Below are 25,944 nucleotides of genomic sequence, written 5' to 3'. Positions count from 1 at the left end.
CCGCACCCGCAGAAAGAGTGCGCCGGTCACGCCTCGCGCGTGCCCGCGTACATCTCGTCGATCAGGTGCTTGTACTCGCGCTCGACGACCGGGCGCTTCAGCTTGAGGCTCGGGGTCAGTTCGCCGTGCTCGATGTCGAGGTCGCGCGGGAGGAGCTTGAACTTCTTGATGGTCTGCCAGCGCTGCAGACCCTCGTTGAGCGTCCTGACGTGCTCGTCGATCAGTTCGACCGTCGCGGGCGCGGCGACGACCTCGGCGTAGGACCTGCCGCCCAGGCCGTTGTCCGCGGCCCAGGCGAGGATCGACGGCTCGTCGAGGGCGATGAGCGCGGTGCAGAAGTTCCGGTCGGCGCCGTGCACGAGGATGTTGGAGACGTACGGGCAGACCGCCTTGAACTGGCCCTCGACCTCGGCGGGCGCGATGTACTTGCCGCCGGACGTCTTGATGAGGTCCTTCTTGCGGTCGGTGATGCGCAGATAGCCGTCCGGGGACAGCTCGCCGATGTCACCGGTGTGGAACCAGCCGTCGGACTCCAGCACCTCGGCGGTCTTCTCCGGCAGCCCCTGGTAGCCGTCCATGATGCCGGGGCCGCGCAGCAGGATCTCGCCGTCGTCCGCGATGCGCACCTCGGTGCCGGGCAGCGGCTTGCCGACCGTGCCCGTGCGGTACGCCTCGCCGGGGTTCACGAAGGAGGCCGCGGACGACTCCGTGAGTCCGTACCCCTCCAGGATGTGGATGCCGGCGCCCGCGAAGAAGTAGCCGATGTCGGGCGCGAGGGCGGCGCTGCCGGAGACGCAGGCGCGGAGGTTGCCGCCGAAGGCCTCCCGGATCTTGGCGAAGACGAGCGTGTCGGCGACCTTGTGCTTGGCCGAGAGGGCGAAGGGCGCGGAGGCGACGCCGGTACGGCGGAAGTTGTCCTGCGTGGCCTTGGCGTACTCGCGGGAGACCTGGGCCGCCCACTGGAAGATCTTGTACTTGGCGCCGCCGCCGGCCCTCGCCTTGGCCGCGACCCCGTTGTAGACCTTCTCGAAGATCCGCGGCACGGCTGCCATGTACGTCGGCTGCACGACCGGCAGATTCTCGATGATCTTGTCCACGCGGCCGTCGACGGCGGTGACGTGCCCGACCTCGATCTGGCCGGAGGTGAGCACCTTGCCGAAGACATGGGCGAGCGGCAGCCACAGGTACTGGACGTCGTCCTTGCCGACGAGGCCGGTCGCGGCGATGGCCTTCGCCATGTACGACCAGTTGTCGTGCGGCAGCCGTACGCCCTTGGGTCGGCCGGTGGTGCCGGAGGTGTAGATGAGGGTCGCGAGCCGGTCCTTGGTGATCTCCGCGACCTTCTCCTTGATCAGGTCGGGGTTCTTCTCCAGGTACGCGGCACCGCGCTTCTCCAGCTCGGCGAGGCCGATCACCCAGTCGCCCTCGTCGCCGGCGGACTCGACGCCCGCGGAGTCGATCACGATGACATGGCTGAGCTCGGGCAGCTCGGCGCGCTTCTCCCGCGCCTTGGCGAGCTGCTCCGCGTCCTCCGCGACCAGCACCCTGCTCTCGGAGTCGGACAGGATGAACGCCGACTCGTCGGACTTGGTCGAGGGGTACACGGTCGTCGTCGCGGCGCCGGCGCACATGATGCCGAGGTCGACGAGGATCCACTCGACGCGGGTGGAGGAGGCGAGCGCGACGCGCTGCTCCGGCAGCACGCCCAGCTCGATCAGGCCCGCCGCGATCGCGTAGACCCGCTCGGCCGCCTGCGCCCAGCTCAGCGACCTCCACTCGTCGGGCCCCTCACCCGAGGCCGCCGGTACCGGGTAGCGGTACGCCTCGGCGTCCGGCGTGGCCGCCACGCGCTCCAGGAAGAGGGCCGCCACGGACGGCGGACGGTTCTCGATCAGGGTCTGTGTGTCGCTCACGACATCCTCCGGGGCCCGCGACAGTGCGTGACTGGCTCGTAGCGGTTAGCTCAGTAGCGGTCGTTGTTTAACTCGCGAGTAACGTCGAGTGGTGATCAGACTAAAGCCCGTCCGCCCGGCGCGTAAGAGGCGGCGGCCTGTCACTTCCTACGGAGGACGGCCGGAATGAGGCAGTCCGCGAACGCCGTGGGCCCGCCGCGCGACAGCACGACGGGCCCACGTTCTCGGGCTTCACCCGATGGTTGCTGACGGCTACTTCTTCCCCTTGCCGCCACCGCCGCTGTCGTCACTGGAGAGCACGGCGATGAAGGCCTCTTGCGGAACCTCCACAGAGCCCACCATCTTCATCCGCTTCTTGCCCTCCTTCTGCTTCTCAAGGAGCTTCCGCTTACGGGAGATGTCACCGCCGTAGCACTTGGCGAGGACGTCCTTGCGGATGGCGCGGATGGTCTCGCGGGCGATGACCCGGGAGCCGATGGCCGCCTGCACGGGGATCTCGAAGGCCTGGCGCGGGATGAGCTCGCGCAGCTTGGCGACGAGCCGCACCCCGTACGCGTACGCCGCGTCCTTGTGCGTGACGGCCGAGAAGGCGTCGACGCGGTCGCCGTGGAGCAGGATGTCGACCTTGACCAGCGAGGCGTCCTGCTCGCCGGTGGGCTCGTAGTCCAGGGAGGCGTAGCCGCGGGTCTTGGACTTCAGGTTGTCGAAGAAGTCGAAGACGATCTCGGCGAGGGGGAGCGTGTAGCGGATCTCCACGCGGTCCTCGGAGAGGTAGTCCATGCCGAGGAGGGTGCCGCGGCGGGTCTGGCACAACTCCATGATCGAGCCGATGAACTCGCTGGGGGCGAGAATCGTGGCCCGGACGACCGGCTCGAAGACCTTGTCGATCTTGCCCTCGGGGAACTCGCTCGGGTTGGTGACCGTGTGCTCCTTCCCGTCCTCCATGATCACGCGGTAGACCACGTTCGGCGCGGTGGCGATGAGTTCGAGGTTGAACTCGCGCTCCAGGCGCTCCCGGATGACGTCGAGGTGCAGCAACCCCAGAAACCCGACACGGAAGCCGAAACCCAGCGCCGCGGAGGTCTCGGGCTCGTAGACCAGGGCCGCGTCGTTGAGCTGGAGCTTGTCCAGCGCCTCGCGCAGGTCGGGGTAGTCCGAGCCGTCCAGCGGATACAGACCGGAGAAGACCATCGGCTTCGGGTCCTTGTACCCCCCGAGGGCCTCGGTGGCGCCCTTGTCCTTGCTGGTGATCGTGTCGCCGACCTTGGACTGGCGGACGTCCTTCACGCCGGTGATGATGTAGCCCACCTCGCCGACGCCGATGCCGTCGGCCGGCGTCATCTCGGGGGACGAGACGCCGATCTCCAGCAGCTCGTGCGTGGCGCCGGTCGACATCATCTTGATGCGCTCGCGCTTGTTGAGCTGGCCGTCGATGACACGGACGTACGTGACCACGCCGCGGTACGAGTCGTAGACCGAGTCGAAGATCATCGCGCGGGCGGGAGCGTCGGCGACACCGACCGGCGCCGGTACGTCCCTCACCACCCGGTCCAGGAGCGCGTCCACGCCGACGCCGGTCTTCGCCGAGACCTTGAGCACGTCCTCCGGCTGGCAGCCGATGAGATTGGCCAGCTCCTCGGAGAACTTCTCGGGCTGGGCCGCCGGCAGGTCGATCTTGTTCAGCACCGGGACGATGGTGAGGTCGTTCTCCATCGCCAGGTAGAGGTTCGCGAGGGTCTGGGCCTCGATGCCCTGGGCCGCGTCCACGAGGAGGACGGTGCCCTCACAGGCCGCGAGCGACCGCGAGACCTCGTACGTGAAGTCGACGTGCCCGGGGGTGTCGATCATGTTGAGGATGTGGGTGTCGCCCTTGGCGTCCCCGGAGGTCGGGGCCCAGGGCAGCCGCACGGCCTGGGACTTGATCGTGATGCCCCGCTCGCGCTCGATGTCCATGCGGTCGAGGTACTGAGCGCGCATCTGCCGCACGTCGACCACCCCGGTGAGCTGGAGCATCCGGTCGGCGAGCGTGGACTTGCCGTGGTCGATGTGCGCGATGATGCAGAAGTTGCGGAGCAGAGCCGGGTCGGTACGGCTCGGCTCGGGCACATTGTTAGGGATCGCGGGCACGCAGGGTCCTGTCTCTTGAGGCGCCTGTCGCCTCGGGTCGGATCGATACGTAGGCTCCATGGTCCCACGGGCGGCGAGGTGCGACCGGTTTGGGCCGTCAGCGGGGCGACTGCTACTCTGGGCAGCTGTGTCTCCTGCCTTCTCTGCAGGGGACTCGCAGGAAACGCACCACCTTGAAGAAGAGAAATCACCGGCGCCCCGGACGTCCCGTCGTGAGACGTACCGTCTTGTGCGCCTGAACCTGAGAAGGCTCATTCGTGGCGAACATCAAGTCCCAGATCAAGCGGATCAAGACCAACGAGAAGGCTCGGCTGCGCAACAAGGCCGTCAAGTCCTCGCTGAAGACCGCGATCCGCAAGGCCCGCGAGGCCGCTGCCGCGGGTGACGTCGAGAAGGCCACGGCCGCGCAGCGCGAAGCCTCGCGCAAGCTGGACAAGGCCGTCTCCAAGGGCGTCATCCACAAGAACCAGGCCGCCAACAAGAAGTCGGCGCTTGCTTCGAAGGTCGCCTCCCTCAAGGGCTGAACCTCTGCCGAGTACCGGGCCACGGCCCCGCACTCACTTGATTCGAAGTGATTCGAACGCCGGAAGGACCTGAGCGGGCCCTCTCTCATCCGCTCCCGACCGGCACCCGACTCGTACGCGACTGCGTTCGCCACGCGGGTACGAGTCCCCAGCGTGAACCGGGCCCCGGCCGCGCCCTTCCAGGGCGAGGCCGGGGTTTGTGTTTCTGCTTTTCAGCCCGTCCGGCGTTTGAGGACGAGGCCGTTCAGGCCGATGGGGGTCTGGGGGCGCAGCCCCCAAGGGACAGCAACTATCCCCGCCTCATCCGCGCCGCGCGGGCAATCGTGACGACCGCCTTCTCCAGCGCGTACTCGGGGTCATCCCCACCCCCCTTCACCCCCGCATCCGCCTCGGCGACCGCCACCAACGCCACAGCGACCCCGTCCGGCGTCCACCCCCGCATCTGCTGCCGAACCCGGTCGATCTTCCACGGCGGCATCCCCAGCTCCCGCGCCAGATCGGCCGGCCGCCCACCCCGCGCGGAGGACAGCTTCCCGATCGCCCGCACCCCCTGCGCCAGCGCACTGGTGATCAGAACGGGCGCGACCCCCGTCGACAACGACCACCGCAACGCCTCCAGCGCTTCGGCCGCCCGCCCTTCGACCGCCCGGTCCGCCACCGTGAAGCTGGAGGCCTCGGCCCGCCCGGTGTAGTACCGCCCGACGACGGCCTCGTCGATCGTTCCCTCGATGTCCGCGGCGAGCTGCGTCACCGCGGAAGCCAGCTCCCGCAGGTCGCTGCCGATCGAGTCGACGAGCGCCTGGCACGCCTCGGCCGTCGCCGACCGCCCCAGCGCCCTGAACTCGGCGCGCACGAACGACAGCCGGTCCGCCGGCTTCGTCATCTTGGGGCACGCGACCTCCCGCGCCCCCACCTTGCGGGCGGCGTCGAGCAGCCCCTTGCCCTTGGCGCCCCCCGCGTGCAGCAGCACGAGGGTGATCTCCTCGGCCGGAGCGCCCAGGTACGCCTTCACGTCCTTGACCGTGTCCGCCGACAGATCCTGCGCGCCCCGCACCACGACGACCTTGCGCTCGGCGAAGAGCGACGGGCTCGTCAGCTCGGCGAGCGTGCCCGGCTGCAGCTGGTCCGACGTGAGGTCCCGTACGTCGGTGTCCGCGTCGGCGGCGCGCGCGGCGGCCACCACCTCCTGCACGGCACGGTCGAGCAGGAGGTCCTCCTGTCCCACGGCGATCGTGACGGGAGCGAGCGGGTTGTCTTGTGCAGAGTTCCTGGCCATCGCGCCCAGCATCCCACGCACCACCGACAACGGGCCCGCGCCCACCGCGGGGCCGCGCCCCCCACGCGCCCCCTCTACGGCGTCGGCATCCCTACGGCTCCTCGCGCCAGCCGTCCCACTCCCTCACGAACTCGTCCAGTTCCCGCGCGTCCAGCCGCTCGTTCTCGTCGCGCAGCACGAGCAGCCACTGCGCGTCCTCGGCATCGTCCTCACCGGCCAGTGCGTCCCGTACGAGCTGGGGCTCCTCGTCCAGTGCGAACTGCTCACCGAGCGCCTCCGCCGCCTCGTGCGCGGCATCGCGGTCGGGCAGCACCAGTACATGTCTCACGTCGCTCACCCGGCCATTTTCCGGCACTGGGACCACGCCTCGCACCGGGGGCACCCGGCAGCCGGCGACCAGTGGCCCTCGGTCCGGCTCAGCCCTTGGGAACGATCTGTATGTCCAGATCGACCGTGATACTCGTCCCGACCATGGCGATGCCCCGTGCCAGCATCGACTGCCAGCTCATCGTGAAGTCGTCGCGCCGCAACTCGGCACTGGCCCGGCAGGCCGCCCGCACCTCGCCCTCCGTGCCGTTGCCCACCCCCAGATACTCCGTGTCGAGCGTGACCGTCCGCGTCACCCCGTGCAGCGACAGCGCCCCGGCGACCCCCCACCGGCTGCCGCCCCGGTGCGTGAACCGGTCGCTGTAGAACTCCACCGTCGGGAACCGGTCCACGTCCAGGAAGTCCGCCGACTTCAGATGCCCGTCCCGCGCCCTGACGTTGGTGTCGATCGACCCCGCGTCGATGACCACGTGCATCGCCGACTGCTGCACGTTCTCGGCCACCCGTACTATCCCGGCGAAGGTGTTGAATCTCCCCCGCACCCGAGCCATCCCGATATGCCGGGCCGTGAAGCCGATCGAGGAATGGGTCGGCTCGATCTCCCAGTCCCCCGGCGCCGGTAACGCGGGTGGTTGCGCGGGAGGCAGCCGCACGTCGCTGAGCGCGGCCACCTCGTTCGCCGGCACCGTGACGTTCGCCCGGTACGGAGCGTGCCCCTCGGCGGACACGGCGAGGCGGTACTCACCGGCCGGGACCGTCACCAGGAAGGACCCGAACGGATCCAGCTCCCCGCCGACCACTCTGCGCCCCGCGGCATCCGTGACCAGGAACTCCGCGTCCAACACCGGCTGGTTCGCCGGATCCAGCACCCGGCAGCCGAGCACACCGGCGCCCTCCGGCAACGGCACCGGGCCGAGACCGCCCGCCTGCGCCCGGTTCGTACGGTTCCCCAGCCAGCTGCCGACCATCTGCGACCCACCCTCGCGTCAACACACGCTGTGAAAGCACTTGTTGTCGGAGAGGTATTCGACCACCGATGCGACTTTCGAGGCAACAGACGACTACATCGCAGTAAACCAGCGCATGTGCTGGTACTACACACGAGTAGCCCGAATTGGCCGTTCCGTTTCTGTTCCTCCCTCAGCCGCCGCTTTTCCGGACCACCGGGACGCGCTCCAGCACGATCCCGAACCGCTTCCTGTACGCCTCCAGCACCTCCTCGTCCGAGACGAGATCCGCCGTCGTCCTTCCGCCGCCGGGGTCCGTGACCGTGAGGGTGCGCCCGCTGAGCGTGACCCGCCCGCCGTCCTCCGTGACCCGCGAGCAGACCAGTGACCGGGCGAAGTGCGACGCCGGCGAGGTGCTGTGCCACCAGGCCCCGGCCACGAAGTCCCCGAGCACCCGCGGCCGTGTCTCCAGCCGGTACCGGGACCTGCCGTCCCGCACCACCTCCAGGTCCCCGAACTCCCCGGCGCTCCCGCGCACCCCGGCCGGATCCGCCCCGGCCACGATCACCCGGAACGCGCCCGCCGGATCCGTCTGCTCCCCCCGCTCCCCGAAGGCCAGCGGGTAGTGGCTGTGCGCCCCGAACCCGACGTCGGCCAGCCAGTCGCCCCCGTCCACCGTCCGCACCCGCAAAGCCAGATGGTCGTACGGGATCCCGAGCCGCTCCTCCTCCCCGTAGACCCGCCCCGCGAGCAGCGTCACATCGAAGCCCAGCGCCTTGAGCAACGCGCCGAAGGCCCCGTTCAGTTCGTAGCAGAAGCCGCCCCTGCGGGCGCCCACCAGCTTGTCCAGGAGCGGTTTCTCCTCCAGCGCGATCTCCTCACCGAGGTGGATCGACAGGTTCTCGAACGGCACGGTCAGCAGGTGTCGCAACTGCAGTTCACGGAGGACGTCGGCGGTGGGCCAGGCGGGGTGGGTGACGCCGATCCGGCGGAGGTAGGCATCGACCTGTGCGGGTTTCATGCCTTCAGTCTCGCGTGATCAGCAGGTGCTCGTCTCCTCCTCCCACCGTTACCGCCCCGTCCACATCGGTGCGCAGCACCTGCGCGCCCCCTGCTTCCAGTGCTGCCGTCGTGCTGGGTGCCGGATGTCCGTAGGGGTTGTCGGCGCCGCACGAGATGAGCGCGAGGCGTGGCGCCGCCCGTCGTATGAGGTCGGGATCCTGGTTCGCCGAACCGTGATGAGCCACCTTCAGCACATCCACGGACCTCAGGGCCGCCCCGGCCGGTGATCTCAACAGGGCCCGCTGAGCCGGTGGTTCGAGATCCCCGAGCATCAGCATCGTCAGCCCGGCCGACCGGACGAGCAGGGTGACGCTCGCGTCGTTCGGCCCCTCCGGCACCGGTCCCGGCTCCAGCCCCGGTATCGGTATCGGCCCCGGCGCCGGCCCTGCCCCCGGGGCCCGGCTCGGCGGCGGCCACAGCACCTGCCAGTCGAGTCCGCCCGTACGACGCCGCTCCCCCGCCAGCGCCCGTGTCACCGGAATGTGCCGGACCGCGGCCTGCCGGTGGACGAATTCGGCCTGGTCCAGCGGCTCCTCCAGGCCCGTCGTCTCGATCGCGCCCACCGAACGCCCGCGCAGCACACCCGGCAGCCCCGCCACATGATCCGCGTGGAAGTGGGTCAGTACGACGAGAGCGACCCGCGTGATGCCGAGCGCCGTCAGACACCGGTCGACGAGTGCCGGGTCGGGCCCCGCGTCCACCACCACCGCACTGCCGTCGCCCGCCGCGAGCACCATCGCGTCGCCCTGGCCCACGTCGCACATCGCGAACCGCCAGTCCGGCGGCGGCCACCCCGTGATCACCCGGGTGAGAGGCGGCGGCTGCACCAGCACAAGCAGGAGCAGCACTCCGCAGGCGCAGCTCAGCCAGGGATGCCGCAGCAGCCTGCGGCCGACGAACCCGAGGGCGGTCATCGCACCGGCGAGCAGCAGTGCCCCCGTCCAGCTTCCCGGCCAGTCCATGCCTCCGCCCGGCAGAGCCGCACCCGCCCGGGCGATGTCCGCGATCCATCCGGCGGGCCAACTCGCGCACCACGCCAGCGCCTTCGCGACCGGCATCGCCCAGGGAGCCGTGGCCAGCGTCGCGAAACCCAGCACCGTGGCCGGCGCGACCGCGAACTCCACGAGCAGGTTGCACGGCACCGCCACCAGACTGACCCGCGCCGCAAGGACGGCGACGACCGGCGCGCACACCACCTGGGCGGCGCCCGCCGCCGCCAGCGCCTCGGCCGGCCGCGACGGCATCCCGCGCCCACGGAGCACCGCACTCCACCGCGGGGCCAGCGTCAGCAGGGCGCCGGTGGCGAGCACGGAGAGCAGGAAACCGTAACTCCGGGCCAGCCACGGGTCGTACAGCACCAGCACGAGCACCGCCGTGGCCAGCGCCGGGATCAGTGATCTGCGGCGGCCGGTGGCGATGGCCAGCAGTGCGATCGACCCGCAGGCCGCGGCCCGCAGCACGCTCGGGTCCGGACGACACACGATGACGAGGCCGAGCGTGAGCGCGCCGCCGCACAGGGCGGTCGCCCGCAACGGCAGACCGAGCCGGGGCGCCAGCCCCCGGCGCTCGATCCGCTGGGCCCGGCCCGGCGGCCCGATGAGCAGGGCGAGCACGATTGTGAAGTTGGCGCCGCTGACAGCGAGGATGTGTGTGAGATCGGTCGCCCTGAACGCCTCGTCCAGCTCCGGTGTGATCCGGGAGGTGTCCCCGACCACCAGGCCCGGCAGCAGCGCCCGCGCGTCCGGTTCCAGCCCGTCGGTCGCCGCCCGCAGCCTGGCCCGCAACTCCCCGGCGAACCGCTGCGTGGCGGACGGCTGGCCGACCACTTCCGGCGGCCCGCTGCCGCGTACCCGGAGCACCGCCGCGATCCGGTCCCCGCCGCCGAGCGGAGGCGCGACCCGTGCGATCACCCTGAGCCGGGTGGAGGGGAGGAGGGAGAGCCAGGTCGAGCCGGCTCGTTCCCGAGCCGCTCCCTCCGCCCCCTCCGCCCCCTCCGCCCTCGGGCCCGCTTCCGCCCACGGCCGCTTCCTCTGCCGAGCGTCCACGATCAGCAGTACCGGCGTGCGCGTGCGCGTCATCGTCCCGTCCGGCCTCTCGACCCTTCTGACCTCGGCGTCGAGCAGGATCGCCGTCGGCGCGGCGTGATTCCCCCTGATCCGGGGGCGGGTGAGCCGTGGGTCCGAGGTGACCTCCACCTCGGCGGTCACCCGGTCGAACCGTCGCGCCGACTCCGGGATCGGCCCCCTGCGCAGATCCGCGCCGTGCAACCCACCGGAGGCCGCCGAGGCCGCGACACAGAGCAGCACGGCCGCGAGGGACGACTTCGACCAGGACGCCCGCATCGACCGAGACGGCAGCGCGGCGCGCAAGGGGGCGCGGCGCGCGAGCAGGAGACGCCCCGCCGCGGCCACGCAGAGCGCGACCACGCCCGCGACCCACCCCGGCGGTGCGTCCAACGCCACCGCCGCCGTCGCCCACGCCGCCAGCGCCGGTGGGACGAGCCGCAGATCCGTCGGGCCCTCCTGCCGGGGATGCGCGGCACCGAGCGGGCTGTCGGAGTCCACGTGCACGGCCGGCCGATGCGTTACGGTCGGGCCCCTCATGGCCGTACGAGATTCCGCAGATCGGCGAAACGGCGGTCGCCGATTCCGTTCACCTCGCGGAGCTCGTCCACCGAGCGGAAGCCGCCGTGCCGACTGCGGTGGTCGATGATGTGCTGCGCCAGCACAGGGCCGACACCCGGCAGCGTGTCCAGCTGCTCCAGGGTGGCCGTGTTGAGGGCGACCGGAGTGACCGGGGCGGCGGCCCCACCAGGACCCACAACAGCCGAACCCGAACCCCCCGCAACGCCCGCGCCCGGGACTCCCGGTACCCCCGCCGCTCCCGGCCCCGCCGCCGACGGCGCCCCGACCACCACCTGCTCACCGTCCACCAGAAACCGTGCGCGGTTGAGGCCTCCGATGTCCGTGCCCGGGCGCACCCCGCCCGCGGCCTTCAGGGCGTCGGCGACCCGGGAACCGGCCGGCAGCCGATGGACACCCGGCTCCCGCACCTTGCCGCTGACGTCCACCACGAGTGCGGTGGGGGCCGCGCCCTCGGGCGCCCCGGCGGCATCGGCGGCAGCGGCTGCGGAGGTTCCGGCCGCCGTCTTCTGCCCGGCCGCGTTCGCCTCCTCCCCGTACGGAACCGCGGCCCGTACGATCTCCGGGGCCCGCACCGGCTGGGTTCCCCCCGCCCAGAAGTGCTGCGCGGCGAGGGCCGCCGCGACGACCAGCACCACAGCGAGCGCGGCCACGCTCCGGCGCTCAAGGCCGCACCTGGACTGGAGCCACAGCGGCATCCGCTCCCGGACGGCGAGCCCGGCCCGCACCCGCCACGCGGGAGCGGCCCGGACCTCGTCCACGACCTCGCCGGCACCTTCGCCGACACCTTCGTCAGCGGCCTCGTCGGCGTCCTCGAATGCTCCCGCCGCCCCGCCCTCGCCCCCGCCCCCGCCCCAGGGCCCTCCGCCCCGAACCCGACAAGGTACGTAGTCGGTCGCCGGCCGATGCGGGCTCCTCGCACAGCTGCGACTCCTCGCACCCCTGAGCGTCGCCCTCGCCCCATTCCACGGGCGGCCCGTGCCGCAACTCCCCTCGCACCCTGTCCTGTTCCGGCGCGAAGAGGGTCTCCGCGCGCAGGCGCAGCGTCTCCGCCGAGGCCTCGCGGCGTCGTCGGGGCGCGCCGAGGTGGGACCGGCGGCGGTGTCGCGTACGCACGTCGGAGGCCGGGCCGCGGCCCGGTCCGCTGGTGGCTGTCGTGGTCCGTGAAGCTGATCGAAGTGACATGTCACGAGAATCGGGCACGACACCGCATCCGCGATGATCTTGCTCAATTCCCGGGGATTACCACCCGGTTGTGGATAACTCCGCCACTCGCCGGGGTGCCTGCGTGCAGGCATGCAGGCATGCAGGCGCACAGGCCCACAGGCGCACTGGCATGCCGAAGACCACCCCTCACCGGGGCGACACGACCGCCCCCAGCAACCCCGGCCCCGTGTGCGCCCCGATCACCGCTCCGACCTCGCTCACATGCAGGTCGGCCAGCCCTGGAACCCGTACCCTCAGCCGCTCCGCGAGTGCCGAGGCGCGGTCGGGGGCGGCGAGATGGTGGACGGCGATGTCGACCTGGGCGCTCCCCGCCCGGTCGGCCACGATCTCTTCGAGGCGGGCGATCGCCTTGGTGGCGGTGCGCACCTTCTCCCGCAGCTCGATGCGCCCGCCGTCCAGTTCGAGCAGCGGTTTGACGGCCAGCGCGGAGCCGAGCAACGCCTGCGCCGCCCCGATCCGGCCGCCCCGGCGGAGATAGTCGAGGGTGTCGACGTAGAAGTAGGCGTAGGTGCCTGCGGCCCGCTTCTCCGCCGCCGTGACCGCCTCGTCGACCGTGCCGCCCGCCTCCGCGGACTCGGCGGCGGCAAGCGCGCAGAAGCCGAGGGCCATCGCGACCATGCCGGTGTCCACGACACGGACGGGCACGGGAGCCTCGCGGGCGGCGAGGACCGCCGCGTCATAGGTGCCGGAGAACTCGGAGGACAGATGGAGCGAGACGATGCCGGGGGCGCCGGACTCGGCGACGCGGCGGTAGGTCCGGGCGAAGACCTCAGGGCTGGGCCGGGAGGTCGTGACGGACCGCCGCTTCTGCAGGGCCAGGGCCAGGGAGCGGGCCGAGATCTCGGTGCCCTCTTCGAGTGCCTGGTCGCCGAGGACCACGGTCAGGGGCACCGCGGTGATGCCGTGGCGCTCCATCGTCCGGGGCGGCAGGTAGGCCGTTGAATCGGTGACGATCGCGACATGGCGGGACATGAGCTGGAGGTTACCTGTCGGTGGACGTGGAGGGCAGCCCGGCCCCTGGCGCCCCCTGCCGGACCGGCGGTATCAAGTCGTGCTCTCGGGGCGGGGCTTCTTCTCCCAAGGGTAGGCGGCCCGCTGCCTGGGCGCGTCGATCGCCGCCCTGGTGGGCTCCTCGGCCCTGCGCGCATCGGGGTTGTCCGGCCAGGTCTGCTGGTCGGCGGCGGCACTCGGCGCCTCCGGCCACGGCGGCGCCGACGAGGACGGCTCTGCGCCCGGCCGAGAAGACGAACCGGTCGCGGACCCGGTCGCGGACCCGGACCCGGTCGCGGACCCGGACCCGGTGGCGGACCCGGTCGGCGAACCGTTCGTCCCGGTGGGCGACGGCTCCGTCGTCCAGTGCCGTAGCGCGCCCGCCTCCATGTCGATCTGTGTGCTCAGCGACTCCAGGTCGTCGCCGCCGAAACGCTGGGCGCGGTCGCGCGCCGCCCAGCGCAGCGCGTCGGCGGATTTCGTGATCTGCTCGGTGCGCTCCCGCAGCGCGGGCAGCCGCTCGGCGAGGCGCGCCCTGTCCGGTTCGCGCTCCAGCCGCTTCAACTCGCCGTCCAGCTCATGGCCGTGCGCGCTGAGGCGGTCGAAGAGCGCCATCGACTCCTTCAGCGACCCGTCCTCGCCCACGCCCGCCTGCAGCGCCTCCTGGGTGGCCCGCATCGACGTGCGCAGCGAGAGACGCAGCTGGGCGAGCTGCCCCAGGGATCCCGGCTGGGCGAAGGTCTTCGCCTTGAGGGTGGAGTCCTCCACCGTGCGGCGGGCCTGTGCGACGGTGCGGTCCACGCCCCGCTTCGCGGCGCCGACCACCTTCACCGTGGCGTACACGCCCAGTGCCACGAACAGCAAGAAGATCACCGCCACGATGGCGACCACGGCTTCCATGACGGTCCTCTCGGGTGCTGCGTCCAGTGCGTGCGGGCTCTTTCACCGTAAACGGAAAAGGCAGGTTGAGGGTTCCAGCAGAACCCTCAACCTGCCCGTAGGGGAAGACCCCGAGCGGCGCACCGACCCGCGCCGACGACCGCCGCCCGGTCGTCACCTACCTCACACCGATGCTCCGTACCTACGACACCGATGCTCCGTACCTACGCCCTACGCCCTACGCCCTACGCCCTACGCCCTACGCCGGAACGATGTTCACCAGCTTCGGCGCCCGCACGATCACCTTGCGGATGCCCGCCCCGTCCAGCGCCGCGACCACCTTGTCGTCGGCCAGCGCCACCTTCTCCAGCTCCTCGTCCGAGATCGACGGGGAGACCTCCAGGCGCGCCTTGACCTTGCCCTTGATCTGGACGACGCAGGTCACGCTCTCGTCGACGGCGTACGCCGGGTCGGCGACCGGGAAGTCCCGGTGGACGACCGAGTCGGTGTGGCCCAGCTTGCGCCACAGTTCCTCGGCGATGTGCGGGGCCAGCGGCGCGACCAGCAGCACCAGCGACTCGGCCACGGTCCGCGGGAGGGGGCCGCCCGCCTTCGTCAGGTGGTTGTTCAGCTCGGTGACCTTGGCGATGGCGGTGTTGAAGCGCAGGCCCTCCAGGTCCTGGCGCACGCCGTCGATCGCCTTGTGCAGCGCGCGCAGGGTGTCCGCGTCGATGTCGGCGTCCGGGACGTCGACGACGGTGACGTCACCGGTGGTCTCGTCGATCACGTTGCGCCACAGCCGCTGCAGCAGCCGGAACTGGCCCACCACCGCGCGCGTGTCCCACGGCCTCGACACGTCCAGGGGACCCATCGCCATCTCGTACAGGCGCAGGGTGTCCGCCCCGTACTCGGCGCAGATCTCGTCCGGAGTGACCGCGTTCTTCAGGGACTTGCCCATCTTGCCCAGCAGCCGGGAGACCTTCTCGCCCTCGTAGTAGTAGGAGCCGTCGCGCTCCTCCACCTCGGCGGCCGGTACGGCGATGCCACGGCTGTCGCGGTACACGAAGGCCTGGATCATGCCCTGGTTGTACAGCTTGTGGAACGGCTCCGAGGACGAGATGTGCCCCAGGTCGAACAGCACCTTGGACCAGAAGCGCGCGTACAGCAGGTGCAGTACGGCGTGCTCGGCGCCGCCGACGTACAGGTCGACGCCGCCGTGCGGCTGCCCCTCGCGCGGTCCCATCCAGTACTGCTCGATCTCCGGGTCGACCAGCTTCTCGGAGTTGTGCGGGTCCAGGTAGCGCAGCTCGTACCAGCAGGAACCGGCCCAGTTGGGCATGGTGTTGGTCTCGCGGCGGTACGCGCGCGTGCCGCGTCCGTCGCCCAGGTCCAGCTCGACGTTCACCCAGTCCTCGTTGCGGGACAGCGGGGTCTCGGGAGACGTGTTCGCGTCGTCCGGGTCGAAGGTGCGCGGCGAGTAGTCCTCGACCTCCGGCAGTTCCAGGGGCAGCATCGACTCGGGCAGCGGGTGGGCGATGCCGTCCTCGTCGTAGACGATCGGGAAGGGCTCGCCCCAGTAGCGCTGGCGGCTGAACAGCCAGTCGCGCAGCCGGAAGTTGACGGTGCCGCGGCCGACGTCCTTGCCCTCCAGCCATTCGGTGATGCGCGCCTTGGCCTCGGTGACGCCCAGACCGTCCAGCGAGATGTCGCCGTTCGCGGAGTTGATGATCTTCGCGTCGTACGAGCCGAAGGCGTCCTCCCACGTCGACGTGTCGGTGCCGCGGCCGTCGGTGGGCTCGACCACGCAGCGGATCGGCAGCTCGAAGGCGCGCGCGAACTCGAAGTCGCGCTGGTCGCCCGCGGGGACGGCCATGATCGCGCCGGTGCCGTAGCCCATCAGTACGTAGTCGGCGATGAAGACGGGGACCTGCTCGCCGTTGACCGGGTTGGTCGCGTACGAGCCGATGAAGACGCCCGTCTTGTCCTTGGCCTCGGCCTGCCGCTCGACGTCCGACTTGGAGGCGGCCTGCGCGCGGTAGGCGGCGACGGCCTCTGAGGGGGTGGCGTGGCCGCCCGTCCAGACGTCGTGGGTGCCCTCGGGCCAGGCGGCCGGGGTGAACTTCTCGACCAGCGGGTGCTCGGGGGCCAGCACCATGTAGGTGGCGCCGAACAGGGTGTCCGGGCGGGTGGTGAAGACGGAGATGGCGTCGCCGTCGATCGGGAAGTCGACGCGGGCACCCTCGGAGCGGCCGATCCAGTTGCGCTGCTGCAGCTTGATGGCCTCGGGCCAGTCCAGCGCGTCCAGGTCGTCCAGGAGGCGGTCGGCATAAGCAGTGATCCGCATGTTCCACTGGCGCAGCTTGGCCTTGAAGACGGGGAAGTTGCCGCGCTCGGAGCGGCCGTCCGCGGTGACCTCCTCGTTCGCCAGGACGGTGCCCAGGCCGGGGCACCAGTTGACGGGCGCCTCGGAGGCGTACGCCAGGCGGTACTCACCCAGGACGTCGGCGCGCTCCGCGTGAGACAGCTCACTCCAGATACGTCCGCCGGGCAGCGCGCGTTCACCGCTCTCGAACAGCGCGACCAGTTCGGCGATCGGACGGGCCCGGCCGGCCTCGGTGTCGTACCAGGAGTCGAAGATCTGCAGGAAGATCCACTGCGTCCACTTGTGGTACTCCGGGTCGATCGTCGCGAAGGACCGGCGCTTGTCGTGGCCCAGGCCCAGGCGGCGCAGCTGGACCTTCATGTTCGCGATGTTGGCCTCGGTGGACACCCGCGGGTGCGTGCCGGTCTGCACGGCGTACTGCTCGGCGGGCAGGCCGAAAGCGTCGAAGCCCAGCGTGTGCAGGACGTTGTGGCCGGTCATCCGCTGGTACCGGGCGTAGACGTCGGTGGCGATGTAGCCCAGCGGGTGGCCGACGTGCAGCCCCGAACCGGAGGGGTACGGGAACATGTCCATGATGAACTTCTTGGGCCTGGCCACCAGCTCGGGGTCGCCGGCCAGCTCACCCTTGGGGTTGGGTGCCGCGTACGTGTTCTCGGCGTCCCATACGTCCTGCCAGCGTGCCTCGATCTGCTCGGCCATGGCGGCCGTGTAGCGGTGCGGCGCTGCCACCTCGGAGGCAGCGGTGTTCGTCTCGCTCATGATCCTCAAAGCTCCATCGATCGTCTCTGCCAGCGGCTCAGGAAATGAAAAAACCCCTCGCACAGGAGGGGGCGCCGCGCCGATGCCGGTCGCGGATTTCCGACGACCGGGTGTGATCAGCGCGGCTCACTAAGCAGAAGGCGTACGGCACGCATGGCGTCAGGGTACCGCAGCGGCCGAGCGGGGCGCGACGCGCTTTCGGCTACGCTCCGGCACTGAGTGTCGCTCCCCGCGCCGCACCGGCAACCGCCGGACAAAGGTCAGAGGTTACTTCGCGTAAGGGCCGCTAAGGGACATCACACTTCCCTCGCCACCCTTTGATAACAGCGATATAACTCAAACCTCGTACTCATCGGTATGGCTGGACCTAGAGTGCGGCAGCGGGACCGCTTTCCCGAACTTTCGGAGTTGCCCCATGAACTCTCGCCGCAACAACAGCACGCTCTCCCGGCCGAGTCGCTCGGTCCAGGGCGGAGTGATGGCTGCCGTTCTGCTGCTCATACCCGTCAGCGTCGTGGTCGGAGGTGACGCGTTCCGCGACTTCGTCAACTTCGGCGCCGGCGTGCTGTCCCTGGTGGCGCTGACCTGCTCGGTCCTGTGGGGACTCGTCGCCACCGACCGGGTCTTCCTCAACACCCGCCAGCGCCTGACAGCCCAGGCCGTGCACCGGACGACCGCGGTCGGTTCGGTCGGCTTCCTGGTGCTGCACGTCACGGTCAAGCTCGTCCTCGACCACGTCTCCGCGATCGCGGTCTTCGTCCCCTTCGGCCTGGGTGTCACCGGCACCGGCCAGCTCATCGGATTCGGTTCCCTGGCCGGCCTCCTGATGATCTTCACCGCTCTCACCGGCGCGCTGCGCAGCAGGTTCGCGTCCCCCGCGGAGGTCGCCGCCCGCTGGCGCGCGGTGCACATGCTGGCCTACCCCGCCTGGTGCGCGGCCCTGGTCCACGGCCTGTTCGCGGGCCGCGAGGCGAAGCCGGTCTTCGTGATCCTCTACAGCCTCGCCCTGGTCGCCGTCATGGGAGCGCTGGCCCTGCGTGCGGCCCCCCTGTCGTTCAAGCGGAAGTTCGCCAAGCGCGTCCTGACCCTGCTCGACAACGGCAACAACAGGGGCTTCCGCGAGGAGCCCCCGGCGCGCCGTGCCCAGGAGGCCACCCGCGAGGCTCCGCGAGGCGGCGGCCGGCCCGGCTTCCCCGACCAGCCGGTCCCCCAGCAGCGCAACGCCTCCCCCCAGCGCGCCGGCTTCCCGGACACCGGGTCCTTCACCGACACCGGGTCGCTCACCGACACCGGCGGCTTCGCGGCCGCCTACCGGGCCACGTCCAGCCCGCGCGCGCAGGACCCGCTGGCCGTCGACCCGACCCGGCCCATGCAGGTCCCGCTGGACATGCAGCCCACGCAGGCGATGCCCCGCACCGACGACATCACCGGCCCCCGCTGGCCGGCCCCCTCGCCGCCGCTCTACGAGGCCCCGCCGCGCACCGACGGCCCCAACTACGACACGGGCACCTTCACTCCCGTGTCGTACGACACTCCCCCGCCGGGCGCCTCGTACGGCGGGAGTGACTTGTACAACACCGGTGAGACGAACGACCCCCTCGGTACGTACAACCCGAATGACACGTACAACAGCGGTCCCGCCACTGAAACGCTGCCCGGTTCCTACGAGGCACCGAGCAACGGCGAACCCTGGAACGCGCCTTCCGGAGGCTTTTAGTGAACGAGGCCCTTCCCGACGTCCCCGAAGTCCGAGTGGTGGGCCTTCCCCAGCTCACCTCCGGATTCGATCTCGTCGAGAGACTCGACCTGCCCATGCACCTGAAGGTGCACGGGCCGCTTGAGCCCATGGGCGGAGAGCAGCTCGCGCAGCTCTCCGAACGGATCAACCTGAAGGGCCGCGGCGGCGCCGGCTTCCCGTTCCACAAGAAACTCCGGTCGGTCGCCGAGGCGGCGATCCGCCGGGGCGTACGGCCCGTGGTGGTCGTCAACGGCAGCGAGGACGAGCCCGCCTGCCGCAAGGACACGGTGATGATCAACCGTGCCCCGCACCTGATCCTGGACGGTGCCCTGCTGGTCGCCGAAGCCCTGGGCGCGCGCACCCTCGTCATAGGAGTGACACGTGAATCCACCCAGCGGTCGATGGAGGCGGCGCTCTCCGAGCGCGGTCTGACCAACCGGCGCAACGCGACCATCCGCGCGCGGGTGCAGCGCAACCCGGTGCGGATGGTGACCGGAGCGGCCGCCTCGCTGGTCCGCTCCATCGACGGCGGCCCCGCCATCCCGCCGGGCCGCAAGACCAGCGCCTCGCAGAACGGCGTCGGCGGCGCTCCCACACTCCTGTCGAACGCCGAGACCTTCGCCCAGCTGGCGATCGCCGCCCGCATCGGCGCCGAGCGCTACGGGAACACCGGCCTGTACGACGAGCCGGGCACCGTGATGCTCACCGTCTCCGGGGCGGTCGCCCGGCCCATGGTGATCGAGGCCCCGACCGGTGTGCCGCTGCGCTACATCCTGCAGCTGGCCGGTGCCCCGCCCGTCCCGCAGGGGGTGCTGACCGGCGGTTACCACGGCAAGTGGCTGGACTCCGCGACGGTCAACGAGGCGATCGTCTCGCGCAACTCCCTGGACGCGGTGGGCGGCGCCCTCGGCGCCGGCGCGATCCTGCCGATCAGCATGAACACCTGTCCGCTGGGCGAGTCGCTGCGCGTGGCGCAGTGGCTGGCCGAGGAGAGCGCCGGCCAGTGCGGCCCCTGCTACCTCGGACTGCCGGCCGCGGCCCGCGGCATGGAGGACATCCTCAACGGCGGCGGTCCGGCCGCCCTGGAGGCGCTCAAGCAGGTCGCCAATGCCGTGAAGCGGCGCGGCGCGTGCTCGCACCCGGACGGCTCCGCGATGTTCCTCGAGTCGACCATCAAGGCCTTCACCGACGACCTGGCCGCCCATGTCCTCGGCAACGGCTGCGGACGGCCCGTGGAGGGCGTCCTGCCGCTCTTCGAGGGCGGTCAGCAGCCCACCGGCATCCCGGGCGGGCAGCCCGAGGAGGAGCAGGGTCCCAGCCGTCAGAAGATCTACGTCGACTGGACGCTCTGCCGCGGGCACGGCCTGTGCGCGGACATCCTCCCGGAGGTCTTCCAGCTGGGCGCCGACGGCTTCCCGACGGTCGCGCAGGCGGGCGTGCCCCGGTACGCGGAGGCGAAGGCACTGCGGGCGGTACGACGCTGCCCGGCGCTCGCCCTGCGCCTGGAGGAGGACACCCGCGGAGCGGCCCCCCGACAGAACCTGCCCGCCGTGCGCGAGGGCGGCGGGGGCGGCCGTCGCGCGCTCGGCCGCGGTCGCTGACGATCCGGCCCACCGGCGGCCCGGCATCCCGGGCCGCCGCACCGCACACGTCGGTACGCCGCCGCTCAGGGACGTCATGACACGACGAAGCGGGGCCATCCTGATCGGATGGCCCGCTTCGATTGCTGTGGAGCTAAGGAGAATTGAACTCCTGACCTCCTGCATGCCATGCAGGCGCTCTACCAACTGAGCTATAGCCCCTCGCGGTGTCCCACCGGGTCTCCCCGGCGGCGACGCCAACATTACCGGTCCCCCGGCGCACCACCAAATCGTTTCCCGGCCGCGGTCCGGGCCGGGGACACCCCGGCCGGATCAGGCCGTGGCGAAGGAGTAGAAGCGCTTGAGCGTGCAGTGCTCGTCGAGGAGCCGGCCGTAGATCGGCTCACCCTCCAGCTCGCGGTACGTCTCGATGGGGTCGCCTTTTATGATCAGCGCCCGCGCGCATTCCTCGCACCAGTACTGGTAGTCGTGGTTGACCGGTTCCATGTCGCGGACGATCGGCGTACCACTGCCGCACCAATCGCACTTTCGCCTGTGCGCACCCATCGATCAGCTCCAGCTGTGGCCGCAGGCCGTGCACACGTAGGGAACTCCTCCGTTGTCGCCGGGGACTTGAGCGACGAGGGCCGTACAGCGGGAAAGGTCGTCGACCTCCCCGAGGATGCTCGCAGGCATCGCCACTCCCTCCCGTCGGGTCGCGCCCCCTTCCGGCCGTTTGATTCTGCCACGGCCGGAGCAGGACGGTCAGCGACGCCTTCGTACCAGTCCGGACACGGCACCCGCGCCGGTGGTCGCGGCCAGCGCAAACGTGCGGACGAGTAGTGCGTCCGAAGAGATATACGCCTGGGGAGGCCCAAGTGACTCAACACGCGGGGAAGACAGGTCAACGAAAGATCCCGCCCCCTGACGGGGACGGGATCATCTATCTGTGGAGCTAAGGAGAATTGAACTCCTGACCTCCTGCATGCCATGCAGGCGCTCTACCAACTGAGCTATAGCCCCTTGCGCTGTTCCGGCCGCTTTCCCGGCGGCGGAACAAGAGAAACTTTAGCCTGCGACCAGCCGGAAAGTGAAATCCGGTGCCCAGGGGCACCGGGGCCGGACCGCGGGGCGCCGACGGGATCCTCCGGCGGACGCGGGCGGACCCACGCGTGCCGGCCGGAGGTTCTAGTCGTCGTCGCCGAGCACCGGCTCCGGCAGCGTTCCCGCGTTGTGCTCCAGGAGGCGCCAGCCGCGGGCGCCCTCGCCGAGGACGGACCAGCAGCAGTTGGAGAGCCCGCCGAGGCTCTCCCAGTGCTGGGAGTCCAGGCCGAGGAGGCGGCCGATGGTGGTGCGGATGGTGCCGCCGTGGCTGACGACCACGAGCGTGCCGTCGTCGGGCAGCTTCTCGGCGTGCCGGAGCACCACGGGGGCCGCCCGGTCGGCGACCTCGGTCTCCAGTTCGCCGCCGCCCCGGCGCACGGGCTCGCCGCGCTTCCAGGCCGCGTACTCGTCGCCGTGGCGCGCGATGATCTCCTTGTGCGTCAGGCCCTGCCAGACGCCCGCGTAGGTCTCGCGCAGGCCCTCGTCGTGCGTGACGTCGAGGCCGGTGAGCGCCGACAGCTCGGCCGCGGTGTTCGCCGCCCGCCGCAGGTCGGAGGCGACGATCGCGTCGGGCTTGAGGGACGCGAGCAGCCGGGCGGCGCGGCGGGCCTGGCCCACGCCGGTCTCGGTCAGCTCGACGTCCGTGGTGCCCTGGAAGCGGCGCTCCACGTTCCACAGCGTCTGGCCGTGGCGCCACAGGATGACGCGGCGGCCCCGGCCCGCCTTCCGCCCGGCGTCGGACAGCGGCTTGCCGTCCGCCGCCGCACGCTCCGCGCCGGCCGTCATCGCAGTTCTCCGCGCAGCTCCGCGGCGTCCTCCGCGTCCTGGAGCTCGGCGTGCTCGGCGGCCTTGCCGCGGGTGGCCTTGGCGTCGGCGGGCAGGTCCAGCTCGGGGCAGTCCTTCCAGAGCCGCTCCAGGGCGTAGAACACCCGCTCCTCGCTGTGCTGGACGTGCACGACGATGTCGACGTAGTCCAGCAGGATCCAGCGGGCGTCGCGGTCGCCCTCGCGGCGCACCGGCTTCGCGCCGAGCTCCTTGTTCAGGCGCTCCTCGATCTCGTCGACGATCGACTTGACCTGGCGGTCGTTGGGCGCGGAGGCCAGCAGGAAGGCGTCCGTGATCGACAGCACGTCGCTGACGTCGTACGCGATGATGTCGTGCGCGAGCTTGTCGGCAGCCGCCTGCGCGGCGGTGGTGATGAGCTCGACTGAACGGTCGGTAGCGGTCACTACAAGGCTTTCCGTAGACGGTCAGGAACCCCGGGGGGTCATACCCCAAGGGTCTCACGGACCACCGACAGCACCCCACGCGATAAACGGATCACCCCGCGGGCCCGGGGACGCCTCGCCCCACGGGCCCGGCGGGCCGGTCCGCCCGGGGCCTATTCGCCCGTCTTGTAGTCCTGGCCGAGCACCACCGACACGTCCGCGTTCGAGGTGACCTTCCCCTTCTTCACGGAGGTCGTCGGCAGGCCGAGCGTCTTGGCGACCTCCGCCGCGTCCTCCTTCTTGGCGGCGTCGGCGTACGTGACCTCGGACACCGCCTGGGCGACATCGGCCGAACCGGCGTCGACGAAGGTGTAGCCGCCGTTGAGCAGCACGACCCGGGCCTTCTCGGTGGCGTCCGCGTCGGCTGTGGCGTTGCGGATGCCGACCTGGACGGCCGCGCCCTTCTCGGGGCTCCTGGCGGCCCCGCCGAGCACGTCCTTGACCACGCTGTCGCTCGCCTGCGCGCTGAGCCGGCCGTCCGTCTGGACGGGCAGCAGGGCGGTCTTGAAGTCGCCCTCCTTGGCGCGGTCCGCGAGCTTGGCGAGGAACGCGCCCAGGTCCTTGTCGGTGAGCGAGGGGTCGAGGATCTGCGCGAGGGTCTGCACGGTGGTCGTCGCGGCCTGCTCGTCGGACGACAGCTTGCGCAGCACGGCCTGCATGACCTGCCCGAACCGCTGCAGCTGCGCGTTCTGCGACTCCCCGGAGGCCCGGTACGTGGCGTACGCGACGGCCATCTTGCCGCTGAGCGTCTGCTGCTCGCCCTTCTTGACGAGGGGCGCCTCGCCCTTCTTCTTCGCCTCGGGGTCCGGCACGTCCGCGTCGGTGTCGACGTCGATGTTCCCGACGAGTTCGACCAGGTTGTTGAGGTAGGGGGTGTCGAGGCGCCAGGTGCCCTCGATGTCCGTCCCGAGTACGGTGTCCAGCTCGTCGCGCGTCCCCGAGGAGCCGTCGTCGTCGACCGACTTGGAGAGGGTGGTCGCGCCGCCGTCGTCGTCCGTCAGGGCCAGCGAGTTGGGCAGCAGGACCGTGGTGCCCTGCTTCGTGGTGGTGTTGTTGACGAGGAGGGCCGTCGAGGTGCCGCTGCCCTTGGTGTTGTGCAGGTGGACGACGATCACGTCACGCTTCTGGGCGCCCGCGGCGGTGGTCGTGCCGCCCTTCGTGTCCGACGAGGAGCCGGGCAGCTTCCCGGCGAACCAGAGGTAGCCCGCCCCGCCCACCACGACCGTCGCGAGGACGACGACGAGGGCGATCACCCGGCCGCGCGCGCGGCGCTTGGCCTCCTCGCGCCGCTCGGTGCGGTTCTCGGTGAACTTGAGCCAGTCGATGACGTCCTCGGACTGCTCGGGCTGCTCCTCGACGAACGCGAACTGCTCGGTGCGGTAGTCGGGTTGGCCCGCCTGCTCGCCGTCCGGGCGCTCACCGCTCTCCGGGGGCGCCGGGGCCGGGGCGGGGTCCTCGGCGGGGCCGGCCTGCTGCGGGATGTACGCGGTCTGCTCGGCGACCTGCGGCTGCTGCTGCCCGGTGTCGTACGAGACGCCGGGCGCTCCCTGCTGCTGCCCCGTCGCGTACGGGTCGTAGCCGTAGCCCTGCGCGTGCCCCTGCCCGTTCCCGTGCCCCTGGGCGTACCCCTGCTGCTGCCCGTAGCTCTGGCCGTAGTCCTGCTGCCCGTAGTCCTGCGCGGGCGCCTGCCCCGGGACCTGCCCCTGAGTCTGTCCCTGTGCCTGGCCGCCGTAGGGGTCGTACGAGCCGTACTCGCCCTGTTGCGGAGAGTACTGGGGGTGCTGCGGAGACTGCCCCGGCTGCGGCACCTGCTGGTACACGGGCTGCCCGAACTCGTCGTAGCCGACGAGTTCGTACTGGTCGCCTCCGTACCCAGCGTCGTATCGGTCGTTCACCGGTGCCCCTCTCGGCTCACTCGCCGCGGTACAGCTCACGCTTGTCGATGTAGCGCACCACACCGTCCGGCACCAGGTACCAGACCGGGTCACCCTTGGCGACGCGGACCCGGCAGTCCGTGGACGAGATGGCGAGCGCGGGGACCTCGACGAGCGAGACACCGCCCTCGGGCAGACCGGTGTCGGTCAGTATGTGGCCGGGCCGGGTGACCCCGATGAAGTGCGCGAGGGAGAACAGTTCGTCGGCGTCCCGCCAGGTGAGGATCTGGCCGAGCGCGTCGGCGCCGGTGATGAAGAAGAGATCCGTGTCGGGGTTGAGCATGCGCAGGTCGCGCAGCGTGTCCGTGGTGTAGGTGGGACCGCCGCGGTCGATGTCGATGCGGCTCACGGAGAACTGCGGGTTCTCGGCGGTCGAGATGACCGTCATCAGATAGCGGTCCTCGGCGGGCGAGACCTTGCGGTCGGTCTTCTGCCACGGCTGTCCGGTCGGCACGAACACCACCTCGTCGAGGTGGAAGCGCGCGGCGACCTCACTGGCGGCCACGAGGTGTCCGTGGTGGATCGGGTCGAACGTGCCGCCCATGACACCGAGGCGGCGCTTGCCCGGGTTCGACGGTCCGTTACCCGTGCCGGGCCGTGCGTCGTGTGCCACGACGCCCGCCGGACCGGTAGGCATGTCCTGCTCTCCCATGCGTGCAGACCCTACCGGCCCGGACGGCGGGCTCTGTCGCGCGGCCGTCAGCGGTCCCGGTTGAAGCGGGTGGTGATCCACAGCAGCAGCAGGAGGGCGAGAAAGGCTCCACCGCCGACGAACAGGGGGTTCAGGCTCTCGTGGTTGCCGCCGTGCTCCTCGCCCTCGGCGGCGAGTGTGACCAACTGGGCAGCGGCGCTGTGGAAGCTCATCTTCAGCGGGACCTATCCGATGGGGGCGATGTGGGCGGGGTAAAGACTCCGCACATCGTAAGCGGGTGCCCTCTCCTCCATCACTCCGACTCCGCCGTTGGGGAGTTCGGCTCCGCCGGGCCGGGAACCTTCCGCGGGGTCTCAGTCGTCCCGTTTGTAGCCGCGCAACAGGAACCAGGCGGCGAGTCCACATCCGACGACCATCACGATCAGCACGATGCGGAGGAGATTGCCCGCCCCTTGCTGCTGGGCGGCGCTCGCGGCCTCGACGAGCCACGATCCGGGGGAATGCTCCATTGACGTACTACTCCTTGACGTACCGCTCCTTCGCTGTACTGCCCGTCCAAGGTATCTCCGCCTAGGCTGGTCCCCGCCTTGGGGGCACAGAAGGCAACCAAAC

General features: G+C 70.8%; 22 protein-coding genes and 2 tRNA genes. 3 read left to right on the top strand and 21 right to left on the bottom strand.

The genetic code is table 11. The features are described from left to right. Positions 1–26 precede the first annotated feature (26 nt). Together K3769_RS28935 and lepA are read right to left on the bottom strand one after the other, a co-directional pair. On the bottom strand, positions 27–1,913 hold the full coding sequence (locus K3769_RS28935; protein ID WP_267029202.1) for an AMP-dependent synthetase/ligase: 1,887 nt from the start codon (positions 1,911–1,913) through the stop codon (positions 27–29). Positions 1,914–2,165: 252 nt separating this feature from the next. Continuing rightward, on the bottom strand, positions 2,166–4,040 hold the full coding sequence (gene lepA / locus K3769_RS28930; RefSeq protein ID WP_267029201.1) for a translation elongation factor 4: 1,875 nt from the start codon (positions 4,038–4,040) through the stop codon (positions 2,166–2,168). Between the two features lie 257 nt (positions 4,041–4,297). Between lepA and rpsT the strand changes: the two genes are divergently transcribed. Continuing rightward, positions 4,298–4,564: a 30S ribosomal protein S20 gene (gene rpsT, locus K3769_RS28925; RefSeq protein ID WP_107016309.1), complete on the top strand. Its 267-nt coding sequence runs from the start codon at positions 4,298–4,300 to the stop codon at positions 4,562–4,564. A gap of 289 nt (positions 4,565–4,853) precedes the next feature. On the opposite strand, the gene holA is transcribed toward rpsT, so the two are convergent. From holA to leuS, 9 genes are all read right to left on the bottom strand, one after another. Further along, positions 4,854–5,840: a DNA polymerase III subunit delta gene (gene holA / locus K3769_RS28920; protein WP_267029200.1), complete on the bottom strand. Its 987-nt coding sequence runs from the start codon at positions 5,838–5,840 to the stop codon at positions 4,854–4,856. 91 nt (positions 5,841–5,931) lie between these two features. Continuing rightward, on the bottom strand, positions 5,932–6,177 hold the full coding sequence (locus K3769_RS28915; RefSeq protein WP_267029199.1) for a hypothetical protein: 246 nt from the start codon (positions 6,175–6,177) through the stop codon (positions 5,932–5,934). Positions 6,178–6,256: 79 nt separating this feature from the next. After that, a complete protein-coding gene (locus K3769_RS28910; protein WP_267029198.1) occupies positions 6,257–7,135 on the bottom strand; it encodes a YceI family protein in 879 nt (292 codons plus the stop codon). Positions 7,136–7,307: 172 nt separating this feature from the next. Next, on the bottom strand, positions 7,308–8,135 hold the full coding sequence (locus K3769_RS28905; protein ID WP_267029197.1) for an arylamine N-acetyltransferase family protein: 828 nt from the start codon (positions 8,133–8,135) through the stop codon (positions 7,308–7,310). A 4-nt stretch (positions 8,136–8,139) separates the two neighbouring features. Beyond that, entirely contained in the window at positions 8,140–10,779 is a 2,640-nt protein-coding gene (locus K3769_RS28900; protein ID WP_267029196.1) for a ComEC/Rec2 family competence protein, read from the bottom strand. Then, positions 10,776–11,579, bottom strand: a complete 804-nt coding sequence (locus K3769_RS28895; protein WP_267029195.1) for a ComEA family DNA-binding protein — start codon at positions 11,577–11,579, stop codon at positions 10,776–10,778. The genes K3769_RS28900 and K3769_RS28895 overlap by 4 nt, the downstream gene beginning before the upstream one ends. Before the next feature lie 592 nt (positions 11,580–12,171). Then, positions 12,172–13,017 carry a DegV family protein gene (locus K3769_RS28890; RefSeq protein WP_267029194.1) on the bottom strand — a complete coding sequence of 282 codons (846 nt, stop codon included), beginning with the start codon at positions 13,015–13,017 and terminating at the stop codon, positions 12,172–12,174. A 72-nt stretch (positions 13,018–13,089) separates the two neighbouring features. Then, positions 13,090–13,935 (bottom strand): hypothetical protein, encoded by an 846-nt coding sequence (locus K3769_RS28885; RefSeq protein ID WP_267029193.1) that lies wholly within the window; start codon positions 13,933–13,935, stop codon positions 13,090–13,092. Positions 13,936–14,173: 238 nt separating this feature from the next. Beyond that, the gene (gene leuS / locus K3769_RS28880; protein ID WP_267029192.1) at positions 14,174–17,056 is read right to left on the bottom strand and encodes a leucine--tRNA ligase; all 2,883 of its coding nucleotides are present in this window, start codon (positions 17,054–17,056) and stop codon (positions 14,174–14,176) included. A 415-nt stretch (positions 17,057–17,471) separates the two neighbouring features. Between leuS and K3769_RS28875 the strand changes: the two genes are divergently transcribed. Both K3769_RS28875 and K3769_RS28870 read left to right on the top strand, forming a co-directional pair. Continuing rightward, on the top strand, positions 17,472–18,773 hold the full coding sequence (locus K3769_RS28875; RefSeq protein ID WP_267029191.1) for a cytochrome b/b6 domain-containing protein: 1,302 nt from the start codon (positions 17,472–17,474) through the stop codon (positions 18,771–18,773). Continuing rightward, entirely contained in the window at positions 18,773–20,395 is a 1,623-nt protein-coding gene (locus tag K3769_RS28870; RefSeq protein ID WP_267029190.1) for an NADH-ubiquinone oxidoreductase-F iron-sulfur binding region domain-containing protein, read from the top strand. Before K3769_RS28875 ends, K3769_RS28870 begins: the two co-directional genes overlap by 1 nt. 128 nt (positions 20,396–20,523) lie before the next feature. Here the strand turns inward: K3769_RS28870 and K3769_RS28865 are convergent. The 10 genes from K3769_RS28865 to K3769_RS28820 form a co-directional block, all read right to left on the bottom strand. Next, positions 20,524–20,596, bottom strand: a tRNA-Ala gene (locus tag K3769_RS28865). A gap of 111 nt (positions 20,597–20,707) precedes the next feature. Continuing rightward, positions 20,708–20,941 carry a hypothetical protein gene (locus K3769_RS28860; RefSeq protein ID WP_010986886.1) on the bottom strand — a complete coding sequence of 78 codons (234 nt, stop codon included), beginning with the start codon at positions 20,939–20,941 and terminating at the stop codon, positions 20,708–20,710. Positions 20,942–20,944: 3 nt separating this feature from the next. Next, positions 20,945–21,070, bottom strand: coding sequence for a hypothetical protein (locus K3769_RS28855; RefSeq protein ID WP_267029189.1), 126 nt, complete (start codon positions 21,068–21,070; stop codon positions 20,945–20,947). 254 nt (positions 21,071–21,324) lie between these two features. Next, positions 21,325–21,397 (bottom strand) — tRNA-Ala (locus K3769_RS28850). Between the two features lie 165 nt (positions 21,398–21,562). Continuing rightward, positions 21,563–22,264 (bottom strand): histidine phosphatase family protein, encoded by a 702-nt coding sequence (locus tag K3769_RS28845; RefSeq protein WP_267029188.1) that lies wholly within the window; start codon positions 22,262–22,264, stop codon positions 21,563–21,565. Then, positions 22,261–22,707, bottom strand: coding sequence for a ribosome silencing factor (rsfS, locus tag K3769_RS28840; RefSeq protein ID WP_210882680.1), 447 nt, complete (start codon positions 22,705–22,707; stop codon positions 22,261–22,263). The genes K3769_RS28845 and rsfS overlap by 4 nt, the downstream gene beginning before the upstream one ends. 152 nt (positions 22,708–22,859) lie before the next feature. After that, on the bottom strand, positions 22,860–24,641 hold the full coding sequence (locus K3769_RS28835) for an LCP family protein (protein WP_267029187.1): 1,782 nt from the start codon (positions 24,639–24,641) through the stop codon (positions 22,860–22,862). Positions 24,642–24,657: 16 nt separating this feature from the next. Beyond that, positions 24,658–25,332, bottom strand: a complete 675-nt coding sequence (nadD, locus tag K3769_RS28830) for a nicotinate-nucleotide adenylyltransferase (protein WP_267029186.1) — start codon at positions 25,330–25,332, stop codon at positions 24,658–24,660. A gap of 47 nt (positions 25,333–25,379) precedes the next feature. Next, positions 25,380–25,544, bottom strand: a complete 165-nt coding sequence (locus K3769_RS28825; protein WP_267029185.1) for a hypothetical protein — start codon at positions 25,542–25,544, stop codon at positions 25,380–25,382. A gap of 141 nt (positions 25,545–25,685) precedes the next feature. Next, positions 25,686–25,841 (bottom strand): hypothetical protein, encoded by a 156-nt coding sequence (locus K3769_RS28820; protein ID WP_267029184.1) that lies wholly within the window; start codon positions 25,839–25,841, stop codon positions 25,686–25,688. Positions 25,842–25,944 lie beyond the last annotated feature (103 nt).

Source organism: Streptomyces ortus (genome assembly GCF_026341275.1).
GTDB classification, from domain to species: domain Bacteria; phylum Actinomycetota; class Actinomycetes; order Streptomycetales; family Streptomycetaceae; genus Streptomyces; species Streptomyces ortus.
This window is presented reverse-complemented; position numbering and strand designations above follow the sequence as displayed.

What these genes read in the sequence shown, in the direction of transcription:
- K3769_RS28900 (WP_267029196.1), bottom strand. Translation starts at nt 10,779, where the DNA reads ATGAGGGGCCCGACCGTAACGCATCGGCCGGCCGTGCACGTGGACTCC.
- K3769_RS28890 (WP_267029194.1), bottom strand. Translation starts at nt 13,017, where the DNA reads ATGTCCCGCCATGTCGCGATCGTCACCGATTCAACGGCCTACCTGCCG.
- K3769_RS28910 (WP_267029198.1), bottom strand. Translation starts at nt 7,135, where the DNA reads ATGGTCGGCAGCTGGCTGGGGAACCGTACGAACCGGGCGCAGGCGGGC.
- K3769_RS28885 (WP_267029193.1), bottom strand. Translation starts at nt 13,935, where the DNA reads ATGGAAGCCGTGGTCGCCATCGTGGCGGTGATCTTCTTGCTGTTCGTG.
- K3769_RS28905 (WP_267029197.1), bottom strand. Translation starts at nt 8,135, where the DNA reads ATGAAACCCGCACAGGTCGATGCCTACCTCCGCCGGATCGGCGTCACC.
- holA (WP_267029200.1), bottom strand. Translation starts at nt 5,840, where the DNA reads ATGGCCAGGAACTCTGCACAAGACAACCCGCTCGCTCCCGTCACGATC.
- K3769_RS28855 (WP_267029189.1), bottom strand. Translation starts at nt 21,070, where the DNA reads ATGCCTGCGAGCATCCTCGGGGAGGTCGACGACCTTTCCCGCTGTACG.
- K3769_RS28820 (WP_267029184.1), bottom strand. Translation starts at nt 25,841, where the DNA reads ATGGAGCATTCCCCCGGATCGTGGCTCGTCGAGGCCGCGAGCGCCGCC.
- K3769_RS28845 (WP_267029188.1), bottom strand. Translation starts at nt 22,264, where the DNA reads ATGACGGCCGGCGCGGAGCGTGCGGCGGCGGACGGCAAGCCGCTGTCC.
- K3769_RS28825 (WP_267029185.1), bottom strand. Translation starts at nt 25,544, where the DNA reads ATGAGCTTCCACAGCGCCGCTGCCCAGTTGGTCACACTCGCCGCCGAG.
- leuS (WP_267029192.1), bottom strand. Translation starts at nt 17,056, where the DNA reads ATGAGCGAGACGAACACCGCTGCCTCCGAGGTGGCAGCGCCGCACCGC.
- nadD (WP_267029186.1), bottom strand. Translation starts at nt 25,332, where the DNA reads ATGGGAGAGCAGGACATGCCTACCGGTCCGGCGGGCGTCGTGGCACAC.
- K3769_RS28860 (WP_010986886.1), bottom strand. Translation starts at nt 20,941, where the DNA reads ATGGGTGCGCACAGGCGAAAGTGCGATTGGTGCGGCAGTGGTACGCCG.
- K3769_RS28875 (WP_267029191.1), top strand. Translation starts at nt 17,472, where the DNA reads ATGAACTCTCGCCGCAACAACAGCACGCTCTCCCGGCCGAGTCGCTCG.